Source organism: Pseudochrobactrum sp. XF203 (assembly GCF_020341615.1).
Classification (GTDB): Bacteria; Pseudomonadota; Alphaproteobacteria; order Rhizobiales; family Rhizobiaceae; genus Pseudochrobactrum; species Pseudochrobactrum saccharolyticum.
This window is the reverse complement of the sequence record NZ_CP084392.1, coordinates 3346333-3372482: the sequence shown is the minus strand read 5'-3', so window position 1 is coordinate 3372482 and position 26150 is coordinate 3346333. Positions and strand designations below refer to the sequence as shown.

Genomic DNA, 26150 nt, shown 5'->3' with positions numbered 1-26150 from the left:
CCCTGATCACCGTCCACGACAAAAGACAATCCGGGCGCAGAGCTTGTCTGCACCCGGACCATATTCAAATTATTTAACCTGCATTACAGTACCGGCTGCAAATGCATCGCGCTGTTCTTTGCGCTCTGCTTCCGGTGCCGGAACCAGACCATAGTCTGCCAGCGGGCTTTCATCACCAATCATCTGATCGGAAAGGAAGAATTCCACATATTCTTTCAGACCAGGGATCACGCCCAGATGCGCTTTCTTCACGTAGAAGAACAGCGGACGGGAAACCGGATATTCGCCTTTGGCAATGGTTTCAACGCTTGGAACGATATCGTTCACAGTTGCAACCTTCAGCTTGTCAGCATTGTTTTCATAGAAGGACAGGCCGAATACGCCAACGCCGGTTTTATTGGCGCTGATGCGGGCGAGTGTTTCGCTGTAGTCACCGTCAATATCAACAGCCTTGCCGTCTTTACGCACAGCGATACAGGTCTTGGCAGCTGCCTTGTCATCTGCACCACCGGCTTTGATGACTTCCAGCGCACCGCTTGTCTTACAACCGTCAGCGAGCAGCTTTTCTTCGAAAACTTCACGGGTACCGTGTTTTTCACCCGGAATGTAAGCAGCAATATCCCAATCCGGCAGAGCGGCGTTAACCTGATTCCATTTGGTGTTCGGATTATCAACCAGCTTACCGTCTACAACGATTTTAGCAGCAAGTGCCTTGTAAACATCAACCGGAGCCAGCTTCCAGTCCGGACCGTTAATGTCGGTTGCGAAAACGATACCGTCATAACCGATGCGTACTTCCTGAACATCTTTTACACCTGCATCGATGCAGGACTGCAGTTCAGAAGACTTCATTGCGCGGGATGCATTGGCGATATCGATTGTGTTTTCGCCTACACCTTTACAGAAGTCTTTGATGCCTGCGCCCGAACCGCCGGATTCAATAACAGGGGTTTTGAAATCCGGATAGGTTTCGCCGAAAGTTTCAGCAACGATCTTGGCATATGGCAGAACGGTTGACGAACCGGCAACCTGAATCTGGTCGCGAGCCTGAGCGGCAGTAGCACCGGCTACAGCAGCAATTGCCAATGCAGCAGTCGTTGTAATCAGCTTGTTCATAGGAGCAGCTCCAGTTAGAAGAATGAGGTAACGTTTTGGACGTTACCAGCCATCTACGCGCTCTATATAACAGCTATATGACACTAATATTACAGGTTTGTATCAGTGCTCAATTCAGCATTTTATAATAAAAAAATGCAGCTTCCCGAACGACCAATACAGAGCCAGAAAATTCTGACCCTGAAAGCAAAATGAAAACAATCGGTTAGGATGGCTTCGCTTTTTCCTCACCGGTCTCGTTCTCATCTTCTGTGGTCTGCGCCGACAAGAAATTGCCCACATGGCGCAATGTTTCAAAGTGGTCACAGAAAACTTTTATGACAACCAGAAGCGGCACCGCTATCAGGGCGCCGATGAAGCCCCACAGCCATGACCAGAAGGCAACGGCTACAAAAACTGCAACCGTATTCAGTTCAAGACGCCGGCCGATAATGGTCGGTGTCACAATCTGCCCTTCGAGAATATTACAGGCCAGCACAAAAGCCGGAGCCAGCATGGCATAGGCGATCTGGTCAAAGGACACGATAGCAATGATCCCGACCACGACAATTGTCGTCAATGCGCCGATATAGGGCAGGAAATTGAGCAGCGCCGCCATCACACCGAAGACAAACGGTGTCGGCATCCCCAATGCCCACAGTCCCAGACTGATTGCCAGTCCCAAAAGCCCGTTAATGACCGTGATCGTCAGCAGATAGCTGGAAATAACCTGTTCCACATCATAGACGACGCGCAAAGCACGCTTCTTTTCGCTCAGCTTGCCAAAAGACTGGATGATCTTTTCATAGAACATGGTTCCCGAGGCAAGAATGAACAGTGTCAGGATAAATGTCACTGCAATTGTCGTGCCGCCTGACAAAACATTGCCCGCAGCCTGTGAAAGAATGCCGGGCTGCGCCAGCGAAACTGTCTGCACTTTCGGGTCTTGTCCCATTTGTGCGACCTGATCGACCTGCTTGCTGATATTGAGCAAATGTTCTGCCGGTGCGCGCAAACGGTGCAGTTTCTCTGTCAGCTCCCGCCCGATCTCCGGTGCTTCACTCACCATTTCTGTAACCGGCCCGCTTAAAAGATAGCCAGTCACTCCGATGAAGGAGAAAGAAAAGACCACAAGCAGAGTGGCCGAAATAGCTTCGGAAATGCCGAGTCGTTTTTTGGAGAAACGGACAATCGGTGTCAGCATCAGCGCCAGCAAAATGGCCAGCGTGACCGGCATGAAAAAATCCCGTGCAAAATACAGCGCATAAACCAGCATCATCAGAAAAATACCGGTCAGCATTGCGCGACCTGTACGCACATATTTCGTCAGATTTTGCAGATTTCCGCTCTCAGGCAAAGGATGCGCCGGATAAATCAGCTCATTTTCAGCATCGGATATCGACGTCTTATTATCATGCGGCATCTGCATCCACCTCCCCCTCATTCCTATGCGGATTATTCCCGCTATGCCGGTAAATTAAGGGAGACAGCAATGCCGTCAATATAAAGCGATAAATATAGTCCGCCAGCCGGCATGATCCGGCTGGTTCAAAGCAAAAGCATATCTTAATTCAGCACCAGCCAGCCGGAAATCAGGATAACAACGGCACCGGCCAGCATGTGAATTTCCACCGGAGCGTTAAACAGTAATGCCCCATAGAACAGCCCCCAGATAATCTGGCTATATTGAACGGGCGCAACAATCGCGGCAGATCCCAGACGGAAGGCTTTAACAATCATCGTCTGCGCAAAAGCAATCAGCCCGCCGCCGAGAAGCGCCAGCCCCAGATCCTGCCACTGCGGTGTAATCAGGCCGTTATAAAGCGCCAGTAATCCGGCAAAACAGGACTGGACAATCAGCAGAGCAACAACCAGCGCCTTATCGGACTCATCGCTTTTGGCACGGCGCAGCAAAACCTGCGCAATGGCGAAAAACAATGCCGAACCCAAAGCGGCCAAATGCCCCGCAGACAATGGTGCCGCGCCCGGCTGCAAAATCCAGATCACACCGGCAAAACCGAGAAGAACGCCGAACCAGCCCCGCAAGGAGAGGCGCTCTCCCACCATGATAAAAGCGACAATCGCGACAAAAATCGGGGACAGAAAGCCCAGCACATAAGCTTCAGCCAGTGGCAAAGCCGAAAACGCATAATAGATCAGCAGCGTATTCATCGACAAAAGCAGCGCACGGCCAAAGGCCAGTTTTGGATAAACCGGCAGTAAACGCTTGGCCTGCCCGCTGAGGCAGCCATGAACAACAATGAAAGACAGAGCAAAAACGGACAGCAAAAATGTTGTCTCATAAACACCGATGCGGGCGCTCAGTGTTTTGACAATTGTATCCGCCCCTGAAAATGCTGTGAAAGCAATAAAGGCGATCAAAGCTGCGCGGAGATTATGCGTTTGCGTATTCATATTGTCACTGCCGTAAAGGTGCTGGGCCATAAAAAATATGGGGCCATAAATGTGCGGGTTTTCGGAGAGTATTCCGGCAGACTGGCGCTCCCCACACTCAGCCCCCTTCACATTCAGCATGTGACGTCAGATCAATTATCGGCACCAAAGCATAGTCTGAAACATAAGGCTCTGTTGCGAGCGCGACGTTACTGTTTCTTTTGAAGAAAGCAAGAGAGCTGTTTCGATTTCAACAATGGCCCGTATCTATTCTTTTCAGCAGCTATGCAGATGCAATTTTATAACATTTTAAAACTCTCATACGCACGAAACTTTCAAGCATTTAAAGAATACAAGCCAATGCCTCATAAATTGCCCGCCAGCCAGTAGACAAAACCGATTTATCGGCATAGGCCGTTTACGTTAAAGTCAAAGAACCTCTCTGTTCAGGCATTTTTCAGGCTGCATCTCCCGATCAGTCAGGCTGTAGTTAAACACATGGTCTGGCTCTGTGCGCCGGATAATATCTGCGGCAGCAGAGTGTTTTTCGTTTCCTTTTTAGAGAACGGCAAGACCGGATAAAGCGTATCGCCTGAAACAGAACGGATAAACGTGTCTCCCAAGACGTTTCCGTTTTCAGTTTCTCAGACCGATATTTCGCTTTGCAAAATCCGGTTTTGCTTTTTGGTGTAAGATTGGATTTGAAATGTCGCCTAAAGACAATGCTTCACCGGCTCATTCGCCGGCGCCGGAGCTCGACCGAAAAACCCGCATAAAATCTATTCTCGGCGGTTCTGCCGGTAATCTTGTTGAGTGGTATGACTGGTATGTCTATGCTGCTTTTACGCTTTATTTTGCGCCTAAATTCTTCCCGTCAGGCAACCAGACAGCAGAGCTGCTGAGTGCTGCGGCTGTTTTCGCCGTCGGCTTCCTGATGCGCCCGATCGGTGCATGGATCATGGGTATTTATGCCGACCGCAAAGGCCGCAAAGCCGGTCTGACCCTTTCTGTTACGCTGATGTGTATCGGCTCGCTGATTATTGCAGTGACACCGGCCTATGAAACAATTGGCGTTATGGCACCGGCATTGCTGGTTTTTGCCCGCCTGTTGCAGGGTCTGAGTGTGGGTGGCGAATATGGCGCCAGCGCCACTTATTTGAGCGAGATGGCTGGCAAAAGCCGTCGCGGTTTCTTCTCCAGCTTCCAATATGTGACCCTGATTGCCGGTCAGCTGACAGCCCTCGGCGTCTTGCTGATCCTTCAGCGTCTTCTCACACCGGAACAGCTCGGTGAATGGGGCTGGCGTATTCCGTTTTTCATCGGCGGCCTGCTGGCGATCTTCGTATTCTGGGTACGCCGTGGCCTTGTGGAAACAAAGTCATTCGATAACGCCAAAACCAGCGACAAGCCACGCTCCAGCGGTTTTGCCCTGTTCAAGCATTATCCGAAAGAAGCCTTCACCGTTCTGGCACTGACAGCCGGTGGTACGCTGGCATTCTACACTTACACAACCTATCTGCAGAAATTCCTCGTCAACACTTCCGGTTTCAGCAAGGAATCCGCCAGTGAAATCACTGCGCTCGCGCTGCTGATCTTCATGCTGATCCAACCGCTGGCCGGTGCGCTTTCCGACCGCGTTGGCCGCAAGCCGCTGATGATCGGTTTTGGTGTGATGGGCGTATTGTTTACCTATCCGATCTTCTCCACCCTCTCGACAACAACCAATCCATATGTGGCTTTCGGTCTGTCGCTGGCAGGTCTGATTATCGTGACCGGTTACACCTCGATCAATGCGGTGGTGAAGGCAGAAATGTTCCCTGCGCATATCCGTGCGCTTGGCGTTGCTCTGCCTTATGCACTGGCCAATACGATTTTCGGTGGTACCGCTGAATGGGTAGCGCTGAAATTCAAACTCTCCGGTTATGAAACATGGTTCTTCTGGTATGTGACAATCATGATCGGTCTTTCATTGATTATCTATATCCGTATGAAAGAAACCCGCGATCACAGCCTGATCCACGAAGACTAAAATATCTAAATTGAAGAACCGGCCGGAAATCACTTTCCGGCCGGTTTTTCTTTAAACTGCTTTTTGTCAGTGAGCCGTTTTCACCGGCTGACCAGACACATAGGTTTCCACAATCGCACGGTCATCCCCGAGCGTCTGCAACAGGAACAATTCCTGCGCCAGATTGGAGCCTGCATCCATACGCAGCCGCATCGCAGATGTGGCGCGGCTATTCAGCACCACAAAATCTGCTTCCGTGTCTGCGTCCAAAGTACCGATCCTGTCTTCCATCGACAGTGCCCGCGCATTGCCCAAAGTCATCATATAGAATGAACTGAGCGGATTGAGCCGCTGGCCACGCAATTGCAGCACTTTATAGCCCTCATCCAGCGTTTTCAGCATCGACCAGCTGGTGCCGCCGCCAATGTCTGTGGCTACGCCAATGCGCACACCGGCATCACGCAGGCCATCGCGGTCAAACAATCCGCTGCCGAGAAACAGATTGGAGGTCGGGCAGAACACCGCCACAGACCGGCTATCAGCCAGCACCTTCACTTCCCGCTCCGACAAATGAATGGAATGTCCGAGCAATGTCTTTTCCCCGAGCAGGCCGTAATGTTCATAGATTCCGGTATAATCCGGCGCATCGGGATAAAGCGAACAGGTAAAGTCAATTTCTGCATGGTTCTCAGACAAATGCGTCTGCACATAACATTCCGGATGTTCGCGCACCAAAGCCTGCGCAGCCTCAAGCTGTTCCGGTGTGGAGGTGATCGCAAAGCGTGGCGTGATCGCATAATCCAACCGCCCTTTGCCATGCCAGCGGGCAATCAGCGCCTTATTGTCATCATAGGAAGATTGCGCAGTATCACATAAAGCGGCAGGTGCATTGCGATCCATCATCACCTTACCGGCAATGTTACGCATATTCAGCCGCTCACTGGCGCGAAAAAATGCATCCACACTTTGCGGGTGTACAGAACCATAGGCCACAACAGTCGTGGTGCCGTGACGCAATAATTCATCAATAAAACGCTCAGCAATATGCTCGCCGAATTGCTCATCGGCATATTTCTGCTCTTCGATGAAAGTATAATCATTGAGCCAGTCCAGCAGTTCCGCCGCATAGGACGCAACTACTTGGCTTTGCGGAAAATGGATATGCGTATCAATGAATCCGGGCAGGATCAGATGCGGGCGATGATCGGTTTCCGGTGTGTCCGCTGATTTTTGTGCCGCAACGGTCGCATAATCACCAACAGCTTTAATCACCCCGTCTTCAACAAGCAGCGCACCATCTTCATGATAAATATAAGACGCTGTATCGCTGATATCCTGCGGCTCACGGATAAAACTCAAAACACGCCCGCGGATAAGACGCTGATTATGCTTTTGTGTCATATTCACAGACATGAAAATACCCTCGCTGAAAAGCAGAAATAGTCAGTATTACAACATAGTTTTGATCAGGGTTTAGAAGCTGACGCCGTCTCATACCAGCGCCGCAACAACAGACGCTCCTCCGCACTCATACCGGTGAGATTGGCAGGCGGCATGGCATGGGAGCGCGCTGCATTGAGATAGATTTCTTTGGCATGGGCAGCGATCGCAACATCACTGTCGAGAATGACACCCTTTGGTGGCACCAGAATACCCTCCCATGACGGCTCCGCCGTATGGCACATGGAACAACGCCCCAGAACCGTATCGCGCACTGTCTCAAATTCCGGCGTATTGATGTATTTTTGCTGGAGTGTCGAGGCTTGCGCCTCTCCGGCATTGTCCAGCTGTTTCGGCTCGGTGGACAGCCACATAATCACGATAAACAGCAAAACCGTTGCCAGCCATGTCCAAGTCGGGCTGCCCTTGCGCGCGTGGCGGGTATTGAACCAATGGCGGATTGTTACCCCCATCAGAAACACCAGCGATGCAATAATCCAGTTATATTTCGTGCCGAATGCCAGAGGATTATGGTTCGACAACATCAGGAAGATAACCGGCAGCGTCAGATAGTTATTATGGGTGGAACGCTGCTTGGCGATCACGCCATATTTGGGGTCAGGTGTGCGCCCCGCAATCAGATCCGCGACCACTTTCTTCTGGTTCGGAATGATAATCATAAACACATTGGCGGACATAATCGTGGCTGTGAAAGCGCCGAGATGCAGGAAGGCCGCGCGTCCGGTAAAGAGTTGTGTATAGCCCCATGCCATAAGAACCAGCACAAAATAGAGGATCACCATCAATTGGGTGGTATTGCGCCCGAGCGGAGATTTACACAGCAGATCATAGATGATCCAGCCACCGGCAATGGAAGCCAGTGAAATGATGATCGCCGTGGTGCGGGAAACATTCAGCACCTGCGGATCAATCAGATAGAGATCAGCACTGCCGTAATAGACGATGGCCAGAAGCGCAAAGCCTGACAGCCACGTGGCATAGGATTCCCATTTGAACCAGATCAGGTCTTCCGGCATCCGCGACGGTGCCACCAGATATTTCTGAATGTGATAGAAACCGCCGCCGTGAACCTGCCATTCCTCACCATAGGCACCGGGCGGCAGATCGGGCGCTTTGCGCAAGCCCAGATCAAGAGCAATGAAATAGAAAGATGAGCCGATCCACGCAATTGCGGTGATAACGTGGAGCCAGCGGGCAGCAAAGCCAAGCCAGTCCCACGCGATTGCCAGTTCAAACATGCATTCCTCCCCGATATGCAGCAGACCGTCTGCCACTATAGGGGAAGAATCAGATGAAATGCCAGATGGCTAAAGCATTTCCAGCAAAAGTGGGAACCGGTTTTGCGTAGGATAATGCGCAAATAAAAAAACAGAGCATTTTCATTCTAAATGAAAATGCTCTGTATGCGGCACAATGAACAGCAGTTAAAACCGCAGCGCAGCTACACGTTCCGGCAGTTTCGTAATGGTTTCCGCATCCACATTGGCAAAGGCAAAGCGCAGGAAGTCCTGTTGCCCTTCACCGAAATAAGCGCCGGGAATGGTGATAATCCCGCAGGTCTTTGCCAGTTTCTCTGACACAGCCGCAGACTCAACACCCTTAAACGGATGGCGGACAAAGGCGAAATAGGCGCCTACGGAAATGGCTTCCCAGCCTTCCATCTGCGCAATTGCACTACGCAAAGCCTGCGCACGATGCGCAATTTCGCGGCGGTTTTCATTACGCCATTCGGTCAGCGGTTCAATCGCCTGCGCAATTGCAGCCTGTGGTGGCAGCGGCGCACAAATCTGCAGATTGTCCATGATCTTGGCGATTTCTGAAATCACAGCTTCCGCCGCAATAATCGCACCAAGGCGGTGACCCGGAATACAGAAGGATTTGGAAAAGCTGTAAAGCTGGATCAGATAATCATTCCAGTCAGCCTCATCGAACAAATGATGCGGCACCGCATCGGCATCTTCGAGAAAATCGCGATAGGTCTCATCGAGAATCAACCATGTGCCATTGGCACGGCAAATTTCATAAATCTGCTTCAGCACGTCCGGTGAATAGACCGCACCGGTCGGATTATTCGGAGTGACCAGCGCCAGAACTTTAATGCCTGCATGGAGAACCTGTTTCAGTTCCTGCGGGTCAGGTACAAAACCGTTCTGCGCACGGCATGGCATCAGCTCCAGCTTGATACCGAGCATCGCCAGCGAAGTTTCATGGTTGAAATAGAGCGGATTGCTCAGCATCACCGTATCACCGGCACCGGCCAGCGCCATCACGGCCGCAATAAAAGCCTGATTGCAACCGGCTGTAATCTGCACCTGTGCTGCATCCAGTTTGGCTTTATAAAGCTGGCTCACATGCGCGGCATAGGCTTCACGCAGCGCCGGCAGACCTTCAATCGGCCCGTAATTGGCAAAAGCTTTGGAAGATGCCGCTTCGCCGGAAAAACGCAGCATTTCATCATGCGGCGGATAACCCGGTACGGCCTGTGACAAATCAATCAACGGCCCCAAAGCACCGTCATAGGCCTGCGCCCATGCTTTAACAGCAGGAATTGGCGGCAAAGATAAAGCAGAAACTGCCGGATTAATCCGCGGCGCAGCATTGTCACTCATAATAGGCTCCCAGATATTATGCATCCGGCAGCACCATCAGATATGCGCCGGATTTTACTCCTCTGGTCGGGATACCACATAGTAAGCACAAGCCAACATAAAAAGCGCAACGCCTGCGCCTAAATATAATCCGGGCTGGGCGCTCCAGAGAAAAATCGCATAACCGATCATCATACCGCCGCAGGCAAATTTCTTGGCGCGACGCGGAATCGCTCCGCGATCGCGCCACTTAATGACCAAAGGCCCGAATTGCGGGTGCGCCAGAATGCGCTTTTCCAGCTTGGGTGATGAGCGGGCAAAAAACCATGCCGCCAGAATAATAAAGATTGTCGTCGGCATCACCGGCAGAATTGCACCGATAATCCCCAATGCCAGCATCAGAAAACCGAGACACAGATAAAGAAAGCGTTGCGGGCCGGACAGAACAACCGCTTGAGCAGGCGTCTGCTCTTGCTGCACGCTCTCCGGTGTCGTGACCGGCTTGAGCTCAGGCCTGCTCTGGGAATGATCCGATGGAGGAAGCGACATAAATACGATCCGATATAATCTTCTGTTCCGGCTTTTGCCTGCCAACGTTTTCTTGCCTACGTTTTCGGGCTGAGTTTGCACGTTTTTCAGCAGCAAAACCATCCTCCCCGATTCTGCCTGCCGGTCTTATTGTGCATCCAAAAACGCCTGCATTAAGCTCTAAACGCAAAAGGTGAGACAAGCAATCAGCTTTCAAAAACGTGATCACCGGCCAAAATCACAATTTCGCCACAATATTTACACCTTGGCGGAAAACTTTTTAAACTTGGTCTGCAAACACAGATTGTACCGCCTGCCCCTTGGACTCAGTCTTGAATCCGAAAGTAAACATGTCCAGTTCTTGAAATGCGATCAGGCGCAGAGTCATATTTCCATAAAAATAAATAATGCCAAATATATTTTTGATTCATAAAAGACAAACTTGAAAATATAAAAGTCTTAACTCATAATATATACTCAATATAACGAAATTTTACAAATTGTTAACCTAAAATTCAATCCAAAATATATTCCATTTGTGACCATTTCAGCGCCACATTTACATTGCAGTTGAGCGCCTGAACTTCTGTTACTTCAGATTATTGATAACGACAGACCGGATGACTGACTGCAATTTATCAGCATTCTGCGCCCGCGCTCTGACACAACCGTCGCGCCCGATATTTTGTACACTGATTGTACAACCTCCGGCTGCTGACACCGGTACGACCTATGACGACAATCCGCACCAAGCGCCTGCCTGCCCTCTTTGCATTTTCTGCTGCTGTCTTTTTAATTTCTGCTTTTTCCAGCAGTCAGGCTGAAGCTGCTGCTGCCAATTGCGGCCGCGCCTCCTGGTATGCACTGACATCAAAAACCGCATCAGGTGAACGCATGAATCCGGCAGGTATGACTGCCGCACACCGCACCCTGCCGCTCGGTAGCAAAGTCCGTGTGACCAATCAGAACAACGGAAAATCGCTCGTGGTACGGATTAACGACCGCGGCCCGTTCATCAAAGGCCGTGTTCTGGATCTTTCCAAAGGCGCAGCGCAGAAACTCGGCTTTGTCGGCGCAGGCCATACCAAGGTTTGCTACAACAAGCTGTAATCAACGCCGGAGCATTTCCTGTTCATCCTGACACACCGGAAATGCTCTGCCTGTTTGCTTTCACGCATTTCCGGTCGCAAACCGGTTTCCGCTTTTTCGGGAATATTAAAGGGGCAAAACTGCCTCTTAATGCTTGTTAACCATTTCTTAATAAACTCGGGCGCAGCGCGCCCCGCACAATTGACTCTTACCTGTTACCGATATTAACATTTCGTTAATAAGTAGCTGTGGCTGAGGCGTTGTGTATGTTCAGTTTTGTAAAATTTAAAAATCTGACACTGTCAGCCGCAGGCTTGGTAGCAAGTTTGGTATTGGCGCTTGGCTCATCAGCACTTGCAGCCCAGACAGGCAGCCCGTTCATGGCAACCGGCGGTTTGACATCACAGCCAATCGGTCATTACGAATTCTGCAAACGACTGCCAGCCGAATGCAATGTTACTTCTGCGCAGACAGCGCCGGTCAAGCTCGATCAGGCAACATGGGCGAAAATTGTTCAGGTCAATATTGAAGTCAACGCGCTGATCCAGCCAATGACTGATATGGAAATCTATGGCGTGGAAGAATACTGGACTTATTCGACTACTGTCGGCGATTGTGAAGAATATGTCTTGCTCAAGCGTCGTGAACTTGCCAAAGCCGGTATTCCGCTCAGTTCATTGCTCATCACTGTTCTGCGTAAGCCGGACGGTGAAGGTCATGCGGTTCTGACCGTGCGTACAGATCGCGGTGATTTCATTCTCGATAATCTGACCGATGCCGTGAAAAACTGGCAGGAAACCGATTATACCTATCTGAAGCGTCAGGCTGCGAACCATACCGGTCGCTGGGTTTCCATTGAAACTCCGGGCAATCTGGTTGTCGGCGCTGTTAAATAAGCCAGCAGCGTAATATAAACGACCTGGTCAGGCACTGACCATTTCCGTCGAGGTGCGATAGGAAACAGCTTCAGCCACATGTCTGCGCTCCACATGCGCCACCGCATCAAGATCAGCCAGCGTACGTGCGACTTTCAAAACACGATGATAGGCACGTGCTGACAGTCGCAATTTCTCACTCACATCATAGAGCAATCTGCGTCCGTCATTGCTGACTGCGGCTACCTCCTCAAGAATATTGGGCGGACAGGCCGCATTGGTCATAATATGCGCCATGCCCGATTGCCGGTATCGCTCCTGCTGGATTTGCCGCGCCTGCGCCACACGTTGTGCAACGGAAGCGCTGCTTTCTGCCTGACCTGTTAAAATCAGATCAGAGGGTTTGAGAGCAGCCACATCCACACGCAGATCAATACGATCCAGCAATGGCCCTGATATCCGCGCCTGATAATCGCTGCGACAACGCGGCCCCCGTGCACAAGTAAAGCCCGGTTCTCCCGCCATACCGCATTTGCACGGGTTCATCGCCGCTACCAGCTGAAACCGTGCCGGATAGGTGATGCGATGATTGGCACGGGCGATCATACATTCACCTGTTTCCAAGGGCTGACGCATCGAATCCAGCACCTGCGGAGAAAACTCCGGTAATTCATCAAGAAACAGCACACCGTGATGAGCCATAGATATCTCGCCGGGCTTGGCTTTATGCCCGCCGCCAACCATTGCCGCCATTGATGCCGAATGATGCGGGCTGCGAAACGGCCGCCGGTCTGTGAGCCTGCCTCCGGATAACGTACCGGAAACTGAGGCAATCATTGAGACATCCAGCATCTCCCGCGGCGACAAAGGCGGCAGAATACCGGGCAGACGCTGCGCCAGCATCGATTTACCCGAACCCGGAGGGCCGACAAACAGCAAATTGTGGTTGCCCGCAGCGGCCACTTCCAGAGCACGCTTAGCCGTCTCCTGCCCCTTCACATCCGCCAGATCAGGAAACATCTCCGGCCCCTCCGAAAAGCTCTGTATGGCCGGTTGCGGACGGGCTAATACCTGTGAGCCACGAAAATGATTGGCCAATGCGATCAGACTGCGCGGATTGAGGATCGGCATATCCGCATCAGCCCATGCAGCCTCTGCCCCGCAAGCCTGCGGGCAGATCAATCCCAGATCATGCATATTGGCGGTTATCGCTGCGGGCAGCACACCGGCAACCGGTGCGATTGTGCCATCCAGAGCCAGTTCACCAAGCACCACAAAGGATTGCAGACAATCTTCCGGCAAAGCACCGACCGCCACCATCAGCCCCATGGCAATCGGCAGATCATAATGCGAGCCTTCTTTGGGCAAATCCGCCGGTGCCAGATTGATGGTCACTTTCTTCACCGGCATCGACAGACCGGAAGCATGAAGCGCCGCCTGCACCCGCTCACGGCTCTCAGCCACAGCCTTGTCCGGCAAGCCGACAATCGACATGCTCATCTTGCCCGGTGCAGCCATTACCTGCACATCAACAAGCTTGGCCTCTATGCCCTGAAAAGCAACCGTACTGACCCGTGCAATCATTTCATGCCCCCACCCGATACATCATTTTAAGCAGGGGAAATGCGCAACATCAACAAACAAAAACACCGGAACTGCAAATGAGTTTCCGGTGTTTTATTAATTATATCAATTAGTTATAAAGATGAAATTTAAGCGCGCTTGGCTTCAACCACATCCCAGAACAATTGCGCAATATCCGCACCGCCGAAGCGTTTAATCTCGCGGATACCCGTTGGTGAGGTCACATTAATTTCGGTCATGTAATCACCGATCACATCAATACCGACCAGAATAAAGCCGCGTTCTTTCAGCGATGGTCCGATGCGTGCGCAGATTTCTTTTTCACGTGCCGTCAGTTCTGTGGCTTCAGCACGGCCGCCGACATGCATGTTGGAGCGGGCATCGCTCTCCGCCGGTACGCGGTTGATGGCACCAACTGGCTCGCCATCAATCAGAATAATGCGCTTATCGCCGGAGCGTACATCTTTCAGATAACGCTGGGCAATAAACGGCTCACGATACATCTGTTCAAACATTTCCAGCAGTGATGTCAGATTGCGGTCATCTGTCGTCAGATGGAACACGCCTGCGCCGCCATTGCCGTAAAGCGGTTTGATGATGATATCGCCGAACTCCCTACGGAATTTGAGCACTTCCTGCAAGTCTTTGGTAATCAGTGTTTCCGGCATCAGATCCGGAAATTCTGTAACAAAGATTTTCTCAGGGCTGTTGCGCACCCATGCCGGATCATTCACCACCAGTGTCTTCGGATGAATACGCTCCAGAAGATGGGTTGTGGTGATATAATTCATGTCAAAAGGCGGATCCTGACGCAGCAGGATAACGTCCATTTCCGACAAATCCGTATGCACGGCTTCACCGAGTGTGAAATGATCGCCTTCAATATCACGCACCTGCAACGGCTCCAGAGCCGCGCTGACAACACCATCACGCATCGACAGGCGATCCGGTGTGTAATGATAAAGCTCATGGCCGCGCTCTGCTGCCGCAAGGCACAAAGCAAAGCTGGTATCACCCGCGATACGAATGGAATTGATATGGTCCATCTGAACCGCAATTTTTAAAGCCATGATGTCCTCGTATGAAATTACGCTGTTGCCGCATCTTTATTAAAAAATACCGGCTTAAGCAGTTTCAGAAAACCGGTGCCGGTTTTCGTTAGAAACTGCGTCAACTCAAAGAAAATGAGCGGTTTTCAACCGCTCAGGTAAAGGCCGGTATTTATAATCTCAACTATATAAATAGTATCAGGCTGCATTGCCTTCAACAATTATAACCTCACCATCGGCAACAGTCTGACGAATTGCCACAGCTGCCTGATATTCCGGTGAATTATAACAATCCAATGCATGCTGCATGCTTGGAAATTCGATGATGACATTACGCGCGCGTCCCTGCCCTTCTACCGCATGGGCAGCGCCGCCACGGGCAATAAAATTGGCACCGAAGCGCTCAAAAGCGGGCTTGGCTGTGCTGATATAATCTTTGTAACGCTCAGCATCACGCACATCGACACGGGCAATCCAGTAAGCTTTCGTCATCATTTACTCCCATTCATGATTTTCACACAGCTGCAGCCATTTCTTCCAGAATGCTCTGTGCCGCCGCTTTACGATCTGCAGCACCAACAATCGGACGCGCCACAACCAGATGGCTCGAACCGGCGCGAAGTGCATCTGCCGGTGTCATCACACGTTTCTGGTCTCCGGCTTCACTGCCCGCAGGACGGATACCCGGTGTAACAATCGCCATATCCGGCCCGACAATTTTACGGATAGCGGCCGACTCAGCGGCAGAGGCTACAATACCGCCCATCCCTGCATCACGTGCCTGCTGTGCACGACGCAACACCAGTTCTTCCGGTGACATAGTGTAACCGGCCTCCAGCATATCCGCCTGATCCATTGAGGTCAGCACAGTCACACCAAGCAGGCAGAGGTCTGAGCCTTTGGCAGCTTCCACAGCGGCACGCATCGCTTTTGGGTAGGCGTGCAGCGTCATCATGGTCACACCGCGCTTAGCGATATTTTCCACGCCCTTGGCGATTGTATTATCGATATCGAGCAGTTTCACATCGAGAAAGACTTTTTTGCCCATCGAAAGCAGCTGCGAGGCAAAATCCAGACCGCCACCCTGCATTGTCTGTGAGAATACCAGCTGATAACCGATCTTATAGAACGAAACCGTATCGCCCAGTTCCTCAACGATCTTTTCCGCCGCAATTACATCCGGCACATCAAGGCCAACAATCAACCGGTCGCGCACGCTGCTCACATCCATCATCTGTCTCCGCACTTCATTCTGATCTGAAATTTATCCCTCATCGCACAACAAGCGCTGAGTGAAAAGATCAGATCTTGCTGATAAGGCTGCGACAGACACGGGCAAGGGTCTGCGCCGTGCGTTCATCGCGCAAAGCGCCGTCTTCATTGAATGCCTGATGGGCATGGGGAACAGAACATTGTTCGGAAATAATCTGGGTATTGAGCATCATCATAACCGAGCGCAGATGATACAGACCGCGCATACCGCCAAATCCGCCAGGCGACGAGGAGCACAGTGCCACCGTCAGATGCGATGTCGGCTGAAACGGCTTACCACCATCCTCATGAATGCGGCTGATCCAATCCAGCGTGTTTTTCAGCAAAGGCGGAATTGAGGAATTATATTCAGGCGAAGCAATCAGCAGGCCTTTATGCGCCGCAAACAACCGTGCAAGCTTATAAGCATTTTCCGGAATCCCCTCTTCCGCTTCCAGATCCTGATCCATAATCGGCAGCGGATAATCTTTGAGCGAAATATAGGTTACGTCTGCGCCCTGCCGCGTCAGTTCCTGCACGGCAGCTCCGGCAAGCTGACCGCTATAGGCATTTTTACGGGTGGATCCGGCAAAAACGAGAACTGAGGACATAGGCTGATCCTTTCAATGGCGGCAAAACAAATAGTCAGAACATCACTATTTAGCGCCGCATATAAAAAAGCAACGCCGCATCAACATTCTGATACGGCGTTCTGTGCTGCATTCTACGGTTGGTCGTAATCTATACCAGAATCCGGCGATAAACCCACAGGCGCGCAGGCGGCAGATTGCGCAGAATAAAATCGAAACCTTCGACACTATAGGCACCGCGCCCGACCGGCAGCGGTGAAACCGGCCCGTAAGAAATCTGCATCACCGGACGGCCGGCAGGAATACGGGTCAGCAAATCGCCAAGAAATGCCAGTCTTTTTTCCATCGGGAAATTAAGCAGCGGCACAGCGGAAATCACGCTGTCAAACTGCTGATCCCGCGCTTCACCAAGCACATTATCAAGATCAAAGGCATCGCCCTGCAGGAAGTTCACACCTGCATAAGTGCTCTGCAAATGGTGGAAAAACTCAGCCGAATATTCAACTGAATACAGGTTCTGCGGCTCAATTCCGCGCTCAAGAATGGCTTTGGTAATCACACCGGTGCCGGGTCCCAGCTCCAGAACCGGCAGCCCCGATGACGGGTTAACAATGCTGGCCATGCGGCGTGCTGTAACACCACTTGTCGGCAGGATGGCACCGACAGCTTTCGGCTTATCGATCCAGCCTTTGAAGAAGCGAATCTCTTCATCGAATTTTTGTGCAAGTTTCTTTGGTATCAGCCCAGCCATCAAATACTCCCATATGTCGCCAGCAGACAAAGAATTGCCGCGTTTCGCGGCGGAAGCAAGGCAAAAACGGAGAGAGATGATATTTTTCTTTGTGAACCCCATAAAATAGGGCGGATAAAAAAAGCGGCACTTGCATGAAATACAAATGCCGCTCCGGTTATTTTCTGCAATAAAAGCGCTCAGAGCATAATTTTAAAGCTCTAATCGCGGATACCTTCAAAGAATTCTTTCATCCGCGAGAAAAAGCCGGTCGATTGCGGGCTGTTTTCCTTTGATGAAATCTGCTCAAACTCTTCGAGCAATTCACGCTGACGCTTGCTCAGATTCTGCGGTGTTTCAATCGCAATCTGGATATAGAGATCACCCGTTGTCTGCTGGCGCAGCACCGGCATGCCCTTACCCTTGAGGCGGAACTGTTTGCCGTTCTGGGTGCCTTCCGGCACTTTCACACGGGTCTGCGTACCATCAAGCGTTGCCACTTCAAACTGACCGCCAAGAGCCGCTGTCGCCATCGAGATCGGCACTTTGCAATAAAGGTCTGATCCGTCGCGCTGGAAGAATTCATGCGGCTTGATCGACAAGAAAATATAAAGATCGCCGCTCGGTCCGCCGCGTGTACCGGCTTCACCTTCACCGGTCAGGCGAATGCGTGTGCCGTCTTCAATCCCTGCCGGAATATTGACCGACAGATTGCGTTCCTGACTGATACGTCCCGCACCGTCACATTTCGGGCACGGATCTTTAATCATCTGGCCACGGCCGTTACAGGTGTGACAGGTACGCTCCACAGAGAAAAAGCCCTGCGCCACGCGCACACGACCGGCGCCGCCGCAAGTTGTACAGGTAACCGGCTGTGTGCCTTTCTTGGCACCGGTACCCGTGCATTCCTCACAGGAAATAGAGCCCGGAACACTGATCTGTGCCGTTTTACCGGCATAGGCTTCTTCGAGTGTTACTTCCATATTATAGCGCAGATCGGCACCGCGCTCACGGCCGCCGGAACGACGGTTGCGACCGCCGCCCATAACATCGCCGAAAATATCCTCGAAAATATCAGCAAAGCCACCGGCACCAAAACCGCCGCCGCCGAAGCCGCCAAATCCGCCGGCACCGCCGCCGCCATTTTCAAAGGCTGCATGACCGAAACGGTCATAGGCCGCACGTTTTTGCGGATCTTTCAGCACGTCATAGGCTTCGCCCAGCTCAAGAAATTTGCGCTCTGCTTCCGCATCATTCGGATTGCGATCCGGATGATATTGCATTGCCAGTTTGCGATAGGCCGTTTTAATAACCTTATCATCCGCAGTTCTGACAACGCCGAGCGTTTCGTAGTAATCCACTTTCATAAACCATTCGTCCCGATGGCTGTTGTCTGATGATGCCGCCCCGATCAGAACATTTTCAGACAGTCATTGAAGGTTGTCGCAGCCCTAGAGCGTGTCGCGTTTAATCGTATCCACGGCTCTCGCTCTAACGGTTTGTTTTACGTATGTCTTAAACCCAAAACCGGTACCCACTTTTGGGAGACATGCTCTAGTTTTTAACAAACCAATATCCGGCGCTGACCTGTTCATCCCGTCCGGTTTATGTGGTGACACCGCAAACCGATGTCCAGAGACGGGTAAATTCATGTGCCCTGAATTTTGCATTTTGCCGTAAAAGACATGCAAAACCACAGGCAACTGAATGGACAAAAGCCCGGCACTAAGCCGGGCTTTGCCTTTCAACCTGATAAATCAGGATTTCTTTTTGTCTTCGTCGATTTCTTCGAAATCTGCGTCAACAACATCGTCCTTATCAGCGCGGGCATCAGTAGCGTCTTCGCCACCTTCTTCAGCCTGTGCTGATTCATACATAGCCTGACCAAGCTTCATGGAAGCTTCAGCAAGGGTCTGTGTTTTCGCTTTGATGTCTTCCGCATCATCGCCTTCAACAGCGGTTTTCAGTGCAGCAAGAGCTGTTTCGATCGCAGCCTTGTCATCACCGGAAACTTTATCGCCATAGTCTTTCAGCGACTTTTCGGTCGAGTGGATCAGAGCTTCAGCCTGGTTCTTGGCTTCCACAGCTTCACGGCGTGCCTTATCGGCATCCGCATTGGCTTCCGCATCTTTGATCATCTTCTCAATATCAGCATCGGACAGACCGCCGGATGCCTGAATACGGATCTGATGTTCTTTACCGGTGCCTTTATCTTTCGCGGTCACGTTAACAATACCGTTCGCGTCGATGTCAAAAGTCACTTCAATCTGCGGTACGCCGCGTGGTGCAGGCGGAATGCCAACCAGATCAAACTGGCCAAGCATCTTGTTGTCTGCAGCCATTTCACGCTCGCCCTGCGAAACGCGGATCGTCACAGCCGACTGATTATCTTCAGCGGTCGAGAAGGTCTGCGATTTCTTGGTCGGAATGGTTGTGTTGCGGTCGATCAGACGGGTGAACACACCACCAAGTGTTTCAATACCGAGCGACAGCGGTGTTACGTCGAGCAGCAGAACGTCTTTAACGTCACCCTGCAGAACACCGGCCTGAATAGCAGCACCCATCGCAACCACTTCATCAGGGTTCACACCCTTATGCGGTTCCTTGCCGAAGAAAGCTTTAACAACTTCCTGAATTTTCGGCATACGGGTCATACCACCGACCAGCACAACTTCACTGATTTCACCGGCTTTGAGGCCAGCGTCGCGCAGTGCAGCTTTACATGGTTCAATGGTGCGCTGAACCAGATCATCCACCAGGCTCTCAAACTTCGCACGCGACAGTTTGATGGCAAGGTGCTTAGGACCGGTTGCATCAGCGGTAATGAACGGCAGGTTGATTTCGGTCTGCTGAGCAGAAGACAGTTCGATCTTCGCTTTTTCAGCAGCTTCCTTGAGGCGCTGCAGAGCCAGCTTGTCGTTCTTCAGATCAATGCCCTGCTCTTTTTTGAATTCTGCTGCCAGATATTCAACCAGACGCATGTCAAAGTCTTCACCGCCGAGGAAAGTGTCACCATTGGTGGACTTCACTTCGAACACGCCATCGCCGATTTCGAGGATGGACACGTCGAATGTACCACCACCAAGGTCGTAAACAGCAATGGTTTTGGCTTCGCTCTTATCAAGACCATAGGCCAGAGCCGCAGCGGTTGGTTCGTTGATGATACGCAGAACTTCCAGACCGGCAATCTTACCGGCATCTTTGGTTGCCTGACGCTGAGCATCGTTGAAGTAAGCAGGAACTGTAATAACAGCCTGTGTTACATTTTCACCGAGATAGGATTCAGCGGTTTCCTTCATCTTCTGAAGGATCATCGCGGATACCTGCGAAGGCGAATATTTCTTGCCATGGGTTTCTACCCATGCATCGCCATTGTCGCCCTTAACGATCTTGTAAGGTACGAGATCTTTGTCTTTGGTGACCATCGGATCATCAAAGCGGCGGCCGATCAGGCGCTTAACAGCAAACAGTGTGCCTTCCGGATTGGTAACAGCCTGACGTTTCGCAGGCTGGCCAGCGAGACGTTCGTCACCATCGGTAAAAGCAATAATCGAAGGCGTTGTACGTGCACCTTCAGCATTCTCAATGACCTTCGCAGTCTTACCGTCCATAACGGCGACGCAGGAGTTGGTCGTTCCCAGATCGATACCAATTACTTTAGCCATATTTATTCTTCTCCATTCAGCGAACTGCCGGGACCTCTGCCGAGCATTCCATGTGGCAGCCCCTATCGGGTTTTTGACAAAACGAACCGGCTTTTAAACGCCTGATCGCCACGAGTCGAGGGGTATATAAGAAGGGGGGATTTTCACTGCAAGCCACAAGCCCGCGGTTGCGACAAAAATCCCGCATTTTGATGCGTTTTTTATCTGTTTTGAGTGATTTTGACGGCTTTTTCAGAATTTAAAAAATTATTACAGCACGAAGCATGCCGCACATCTTATCCAAAAACCGGTTTCCGCTTTTTAGGATGCGCTTTATGTCACTGCTTTTCGGCTGCTGCATAAATCCTGTCAATAACATGTTGGTTGGCTTTTGAGTTTTCAAGACTGAAAAGCACTTCTTTCTCTCCGCGGGCAAAGCGCACAAAAGCATCTGCCTGCAGGCTATATTGGTTTATATTGGAAAAAGTCCATTCCTGTGAAGCAGTGTGTGAACTGTCATGCCATGTGACCCGTGCATGATCGTATTTTCCGGCGTTAAACGGTGCATGAACCGTAATCATCCCCTGATCACCATGGAAAACCATCTGCTGACGCCCAGATAGCTGCGTCGCCACATAAAAACTCAGATCAAAATCCGCAAAACGTGCCAGCACAGTTGCATAACGGTCGGTGCCGAAATCCGGATCGCGTTCAATACGGGCAAAAATCTCCTGCGGTTCCTGCCCTGTCACCATACGCGTCACTACAGTCGGATAGACCCCGATATCCGGCAAGGCACCGCCGCCAAGTGCAACCTGATTGCGCATATTCGCCGGATCATTATTAAAATATGTGAAGCAGCCCTGCACCATGCGCAAACGGCCGATCTGACCGGAGGAGATCAGCTCACGTACCTTTGCCCATTGCGGATGATAATAGACCATGAAAGCTTCGGAGATCACCACCTGATGGCGATCACGCGCAGCGATCAGACGGTCAATCTCCTCCGCCTTCAAAGCGATTGGCTTTTCACAGAGCACATGTTTGCCTGCCTCTGCCGCTTTCAACGACCATTCAATATGCTGCGATGTCGGCAGCGGAATATAAACGCCGTCAATCTGATCGCTTGCCAGTAATTCTTCATAGGAGCCGAAGCTCAAAGGCGCGTTAAACCGGTCGGCCACAGCACGGGCGCGCGCTGCATCACGGCTGGCAATGCCCTGAACCACACCGGTTTCGGATGCCGCGATTGCAGGAAGTACCTGCATGATACCAATATTGGCGGTCGATAAAATACCCCAGCGGAACATGAGGATACCTTTCCGTTATGAATTGAGTGCGGTCATTTCAGGCCAGGGAACAACTGTCACTTCCGGCCAGTTCTTCTGTGCCCGCAGACCTTTGATATGATGTGTTTCACGATTATCAGCCACCGGATTGGGTGTCATCCGAAGCGAGAAAATATCATCCAGACCGAAAGGCGCATAGAGTTTCAAGCTGCCATCCGGCTCAAGTCTTATGCCGACCGCATGGGTTTTCGAAGCAAAGCGGTCAATGCTGTTTTCACTGGAGCGCAAAGGCGGGCAAACCAGTCCGAAATGCTTTTCATACCACAAATGCACCCGCGCCTGATTACGGATTTCCACCGGCAAAGGCACACCGACAAATACCTCGTCACCCGTCTTGATGATCCGGTCTTCTGCCTCGTAGGATATGTCGGAAGCATCATAATAAAACAGGTCAATATCTTTGATGCCATGGGCTTCCGGCCTGCCGGTCAGCACATTCCACACCAGATTATAGAGCGCGCCGGATACAATATACCAATCCGGTAGGTTCAGCTGCTGTGCGCGGCTCAGCACATCCTTCAGAAGCGGGCTGTTTCGGATAATATCCAGAAAAATATCTTGCTGCTCCTGTGCGGGCAGTCCGGAAAAACGCAAATGGGACATGGGATTTCCGACGGTTATAATTTGAAAAAATCAATAAAAGCACGAAGCGCCTGACGCATGTTACGCCGGTTCGGATAATAAATATACATACCCGGAAATTGCTGTGTCCAGTCCGGCAAAACCTCTGTCAGCGTACCTTTCTGTATGTATTCTTCCACATAGGGTTCCAGCAGCGAGACCAGCCCTGCACCGTCCAGTGCCGCCTGCAACAACAGATGATTGTCATCCAATATCAACGGGCCATTGAGTTTAACATCCAGCCGGTGCCCCTGTTTTTCAAATTCCCAGTGATAAAGACTGCCGGAAGAAAACCGCTTGAGAATACAGCGATGTGTCATCAGATCCCGCGGATGCAGCGGTGTGCCATGGCGCTCAAGATAGGCCGGAGAACCGACTACCGGACTGCGCAATGCCTGTCCGAGCGGCACCGCAATCATATCTTTTTCAAGACTTTCTCCTAAGCGGATACCGGCATCAAAACCGGCAGCGACAATATCTACAAACTGATCTTCAATGTGGATATCCAGCACCACATCCGGAAAGGCCGCACCGAATGCCTGAAATTTCGGTGCCAGAAACAGATGCGCGGCAGAGCGTGGCGTGCTGATCCGCACCGTTCCGGCAGGTCTGGCACGCATATCCTGCACGGCCAGCAATGCGGCATTGATACCACCCAGCGCCGGTGAAAGCTCCGCCAGCAAGCGCTGTCCTGCCTCTGTCAAATGTACGGAACGGGTAGTGCGTGAAAGCAGCGTAATGCCAAGATCAGCCTCAAGCTGGGCAACAGCCTGACTGACGGCAGAGGGTGCAATAGCCAGTTCTTTTGCCGCCGCACGAAAACTGCCATGATCGGCAACTGTGGCGAAAACCGCCAATTGGGAGAGCTGAGAGCGTTTCATTGATCTGTTTTACCGAACAGGGCGTAAAAATAAAACCGGATTATCGAACAATCAAAACAGACATATGTTTTCGTCACCGGATGAAATAAGGAAAATCACCATGAAAATGCGCAAACTCGGCTCTGAACTGACAGTCTCGGCTCTTGGTCTTGGCTGCATGGGCATGAGCCATGCCTATGGCGGGCAGGATGAGGCAGAAGCCATCCGCACCCTGCATCATGCGGTGGACAGCGGCGTGACATTCTTTGACACGGCAGAAGTCTACGGCCCCTTTGAAAATGAAAAACTGGTTGGCAAGGCACTGAAACCGCATCGCGATAAAGTGACTATTGCCACGAAATTCGGCTTTAAAATTGAAGGCGGCACATCAAATGGTGTGAACAGTCATCCCGATCATATCCGCGCTGTGGCAGAAGCCTCCTTACAACGCCTTGGTATTGAGGTGATTGATCTGTTCTACCAGCACCGCGTTGATCCGGCTGTGCCGATTGAAGATGTGGTCGGTACATTGAAAGACCTGATTACTGAGGGAAAAATCCGCACCATAGGCCTGTCTGAAGCGGGGCCTGAAACACTGCGCCGTGCTCATGCAGTACACCCGATAGCTGCATTACAAAGCGAATATTCGCTCTGGGTGCGCGATCCGGAAAGCACAGTGCTACCGGTTTGCCGGGAACTGGGCATCGGCTTTGTGCCTTACAGCCCGCTTGGTCGTGGCATGCTGGCAGGCAGTGTCCGCACACAAGCTGATCTGGCAGAGAATGATTTCCGCAAAACCCTGCCGCGCTTCCAGCCGGAAAATCTCGCTGCCAATAATGCACAGATTGATCTGATCGAACAGATTGCAGCCGGTAAACAGATCACACCGGCACAGCTGGCGCTGGCATGGGTGCTCAATCAGGCAGAATTTATTGTGCCGATCCCCGGCACCCGCAAAACCAGCCGTCTCAATGAGAATATCAAAGCTGCAGAGATTAGCCTCTCGGCTGAGGAGTTAAAACAGATCGGCGCTATCATCACGCCCGATCAGGTATCAGGCAAACGCTACACGGATGCTTCGCTGGCCATGACGGGTCTTTAAACAAAATGACGCTGTTTCAACGGATGAAACAGCGTCACTCAATCACACCCCCATCACAGACGGCGCAATGAACGGGGTGCCAGTGTCAGCAATGCTGCCAGTGCCATGCCAAAACCAACCCAGAGCGGGGCATGCAGGCCGGAGCCGTTTTCCAGCGCCAAACCACCTGCCCAGGGGCCAAAGCTCAGGCCGATATTAATCACCGAGGCATGCATGGCATTAACCAGTGCACCGGGATGGGCAATGCGCATGATACGGGCAACCAGCGGAGGATTAAGCGCAATCCCCGTCAGACCGATCAGAACAACAGAAAGAAGTGCCGCCGGTTTTGATTCTGCGAAACACGCAAAAATCAGCATTGCAACAACCATAACCGCGATACCGCCAATCAGAAGCGGCATCGTATAGCGATCAGCAAAGCGGCCGTTCAGAAAATTACCTGCAATATTGGCAATACCATAGAGGGCAAGCAGAAACGGCATAAGATGAACCGGAAACTGTGCCAGATCAGTCATAATCGGGGAGAAATAGCTGTAAAAAGCAAAGGACGAGCCGATTGCCAATGCGCTGGTGGCATAAGCTGCCCAGAGAGCAGGGTTGCGCATATCCTGAAGCTCAGTCTGCAAGGTTGCCGAGTGACCCGCAGGGCTTTTCTCAATTTTCAGCGCAACAGTCAGGGCACAGAATAATACAACCAGTACAATCAGCCAGAAGCTGACGCGCCAGCCAAACAGGCTGTCTATCCATGTTGCCAGTGGCACCCCGAGCGCCGTCGCCAACATCAGCCCCGCAAAGACCAGCGACACAGCACGCCCCCGCATATTGGCAGCAACCAGACGCGCAGTGATTGCCAGCATCAGGCCAAATCCTGCCGCAGCTGCAATACCGGTGAGCACACGGGCAATCATCATCACCTCAAAACTTGAGGTCGAGGCTGCAACGCTTTGAGCAATGGCATAGAAGATCAGGAGACCAAGCAATCCGTTTTTATGTTCAACACGCAAAGCCAGAAACAGCAGCGTCACCACCGGCCCGCCAAAAACCATACCCAAAGCATAGAGGGAAATCAGATTGCCGATATCGGCAATGGACCGGCCAAAGGCCTGCTGCAGCGACGGCAACAGACCGGAAATCATCAATTCGGATGTTGTTAAAGCAAAAACACCCAGCGATAAGCAATAAACAACCAGCGGAATTGCTGGTTTATGCGCTTCAGAACGCGTAATCGTGTTAACAGCAATATTAGTCATTCGCTCCGCGGGCAGCGCGGAATCGCAAATATCAGTCATCGTGAATCTCATTATGTAGTGATGATTACATAATTCATAGCAA

The 26150-nt window shown here is 51.4% G+C and carries 22 protein-coding genes and 1 pseudogene; 4 read left to right on the top strand and 19 right to left on the bottom strand.

The features are described from left to right. Positions 1-69: 69 nt before the first annotated feature. The 3 genes from LDL70_RS15455 to LDL70_RS15445 form a co-directional block, all read right to left on the bottom strand. A complete protein-coding gene (locus LDL70_RS15455) occupies positions 70-1116 on the bottom strand; it encodes a PstS family phosphate ABC transporter substrate-binding protein (RefSeq protein WP_225685627.1) in 1047 nt (348 codons plus the stop codon). A gap of 205 nt (positions 1117-1321) precedes the next feature. Continuing rightward, a complete protein-coding gene (locus tag LDL70_RS15450) occupies positions 1322-2395 on the bottom strand; it encodes an AI-2E family transporter (protein WP_075654715.1) in 1074 nt (357 codons plus the stop codon). Positions 2396-2661: 266 nt separating this feature from the next. Further along, complete coding sequence (locus LDL70_RS15445; protein ID WP_022709186.1) at positions 2662-3510, bottom strand: DMT family transporter; 849 nt, start codon at positions 3508-3510, stop codon at positions 2662-2664. A gap of 685 nt (positions 3511-4195) precedes the next feature. Here LDL70_RS15445 and LDL70_RS15440 point away from each other — a divergent pair. Next, positions 4196-5518: an MFS transporter gene (locus LDL70_RS15440; protein ID WP_075653963.1), complete on the top strand. Its 1323-nt coding sequence runs from the start codon at positions 4196-4198 to the stop codon at positions 5516-5518. 66 nt (positions 5519-5584) lie between these two features. On the opposite strand, the gene guaD is transcribed toward LDL70_RS15440, so the two are convergent. The 4 genes from guaD to LDL70_RS15420 form a co-directional block, all read right to left on the bottom strand. Next, positions 5585-6910 carry a guanine deaminase gene (gene guaD / locus LDL70_RS15435; RefSeq protein ID WP_225685625.1) on the bottom strand — a complete coding sequence of 442 codons (1326 nt, stop codon included), beginning with the start codon at positions 6908-6910 and terminating at the stop codon, positions 5585-5587. Positions 6911-6963: 53 nt separating this feature from the next. Continuing rightward, positions 6964-8196, bottom strand: coding sequence for a urate hydroxylase PuuD (locus LDL70_RS15430; RefSeq protein WP_075653962.1), 1233 nt, complete (start codon positions 8194-8196; stop codon positions 6964-6966). Positions 8197-8382: 186 nt separating this feature from the next. After that, on the bottom strand, positions 8383-9567 hold the full coding sequence (locus LDL70_RS15425) for an aminotransferase (RefSeq protein WP_225685623.1): 1185 nt from the start codon (positions 9565-9567) through the stop codon (positions 8383-8385). A 54-nt stretch (positions 9568-9621) separates the two neighbouring features. Then, entirely contained in the window at positions 9622-10095 is a 474-nt protein-coding gene (locus LDL70_RS15420; RefSeq protein WP_083646731.1) for a YbaN family protein, read from the bottom strand. 801 nt (positions 10096-10896) lie between these two features. Between LDL70_RS15420 and LDL70_RS15415 the strand changes: the two are divergent. Next, positions 10897-11184, top strand: a pseudogene (locus tag LDL70_RS15415) (septal ring lytic transglycosylase RlpA family protein); the annotation flags it as partial. A gap of 245 nt (positions 11185-11429) precedes the next feature. Next, entirely contained in the window at positions 11430-12059 is a 630-nt protein-coding gene (locus tag LDL70_RS15410; RefSeq protein WP_116088675.1) for a transglutaminase-like cysteine peptidase, read from the top strand. Positions 12060-12086: 27 nt separating this feature from the next. Here the strand turns inward: LDL70_RS15410 and LDL70_RS15405 are convergent, their stop codons facing one another. The 11 genes from LDL70_RS15405 to LDL70_RS15355 all read right to left on the bottom strand — a co-directional run bounded on the left by LDL70_RS15405 (position 12087) and on the right by LDL70_RS15355 (position 23737). After that, positions 12087-13622, bottom strand: coding sequence for a YifB family Mg chelatase-like AAA ATPase (locus tag LDL70_RS15405; protein ID WP_225685622.1), 1536 nt, complete (start codon positions 13620-13622; stop codon positions 12087-12089). A gap of 128 nt (positions 13623-13750) precedes the next feature. Next, entirely contained in the window at positions 13751-14692 is a 942-nt protein-coding gene (gshB, locus tag LDL70_RS15400) for a glutathione synthase (protein ID WP_221719088.1), read from the bottom strand. A 177-nt stretch (positions 14693-14869) separates the two neighbouring features. Continuing rightward, positions 14870-15163 (bottom strand): DUF1330 domain-containing protein, encoded by a 294-nt coding sequence (locus tag LDL70_RS15395; RefSeq protein WP_028233483.1) that lies wholly within the window; start codon positions 15161-15163, stop codon positions 14870-14872. Positions 15164-15185: 22 nt separating this feature from the next. Further along, complete coding sequence (gene pyrF, locus LDL70_RS15390; protein ID WP_370637712.1) at positions 15186-15905, bottom strand: orotidine-5'-phosphate decarboxylase; 720 nt, start codon at positions 15903-15905, stop codon at positions 15186-15188. 67 nt (positions 15906-15972) lie between these two features. Continuing rightward, entirely contained in the window at positions 15973-16533 is a 561-nt protein-coding gene (locus tag LDL70_RS15385; protein ID WP_022710327.1) for an NADPH-dependent FMN reductase, read from the bottom strand. 130 nt (positions 16534-16663) lie between these two features. Continuing rightward, positions 16664-17263, bottom strand: coding sequence for a phospholipid N-methyltransferase PmtA (pmtA, locus tag LDL70_RS15380; protein WP_028233481.1), 600 nt, complete (start codon positions 17261-17263; stop codon positions 16664-16666). A 200-nt stretch (positions 17264-17463) separates the two neighbouring features. After that, positions 17464-18609 carry a molecular chaperone DnaJ gene (gene dnaJ / locus LDL70_RS15375; protein WP_022709399.1) on the bottom strand — a complete coding sequence of 382 codons (1146 nt, stop codon included), beginning with the start codon at positions 18607-18609 and terminating at the stop codon, positions 17464-17466. A gap of 390 nt (positions 18610-18999) precedes the next feature. After that, complete coding sequence (gene dnaK / locus LDL70_RS15370) at positions 19000-20907, bottom strand: molecular chaperone DnaK (RefSeq protein WP_225685618.1); 1908 nt, start codon at positions 20905-20907, stop codon at positions 19000-19002. 317 nt (positions 20908-21224) lie between these two features. Next, complete coding sequence (locus LDL70_RS15365; RefSeq protein ID WP_225685611.1) at positions 21225-22196, bottom strand: Gfo/Idh/MocA family protein; 972 nt, start codon at positions 22194-22196, stop codon at positions 21225-21227. A 15-nt stretch (positions 22197-22211) separates the two neighbouring features. After that, complete coding sequence (locus tag LDL70_RS15360; RefSeq protein WP_225685609.1) at positions 22212-22838, bottom strand: nucleotidyltransferase family protein; 627 nt, start codon at positions 22836-22838, stop codon at positions 22212-22214. 14 nt (positions 22839-22852) lie between these two features. Further along, the gene (locus LDL70_RS15355; RefSeq protein WP_225685607.1) at positions 22853-23737 is read right to left on the bottom strand and encodes a LysR family transcriptional regulator; all 885 of its coding nucleotides are present in this window, start codon (positions 23735-23737) and stop codon (positions 22853-22855) included. Positions 23738-23837: 100 nt separating this feature from the next. Here LDL70_RS15355 and LDL70_RS15350 point away from each other — a divergent pair, with 100 nt between their 5' ends. Continuing rightward, the gene (locus LDL70_RS15350) at positions 23838-24818 is read left to right on the top strand and encodes an aldo/keto reductase (RefSeq protein ID WP_225685605.1); all 981 of its coding nucleotides are present in this window, start codon (positions 23838-23840) and stop codon (positions 24816-24818) included. Positions 24819-24871: 53 nt separating this feature from the next. On the opposite strand, the gene LDL70_RS15345 is transcribed toward LDL70_RS15350, so the two are convergent. Further along, entirely contained in the window at positions 24872-26068 is a 1197-nt protein-coding gene (locus LDL70_RS15345) for an MFS transporter (RefSeq protein WP_225685603.1), read from the bottom strand. Between the last annotated feature and the right edge of the window lie 82 nt (positions 26069-26150).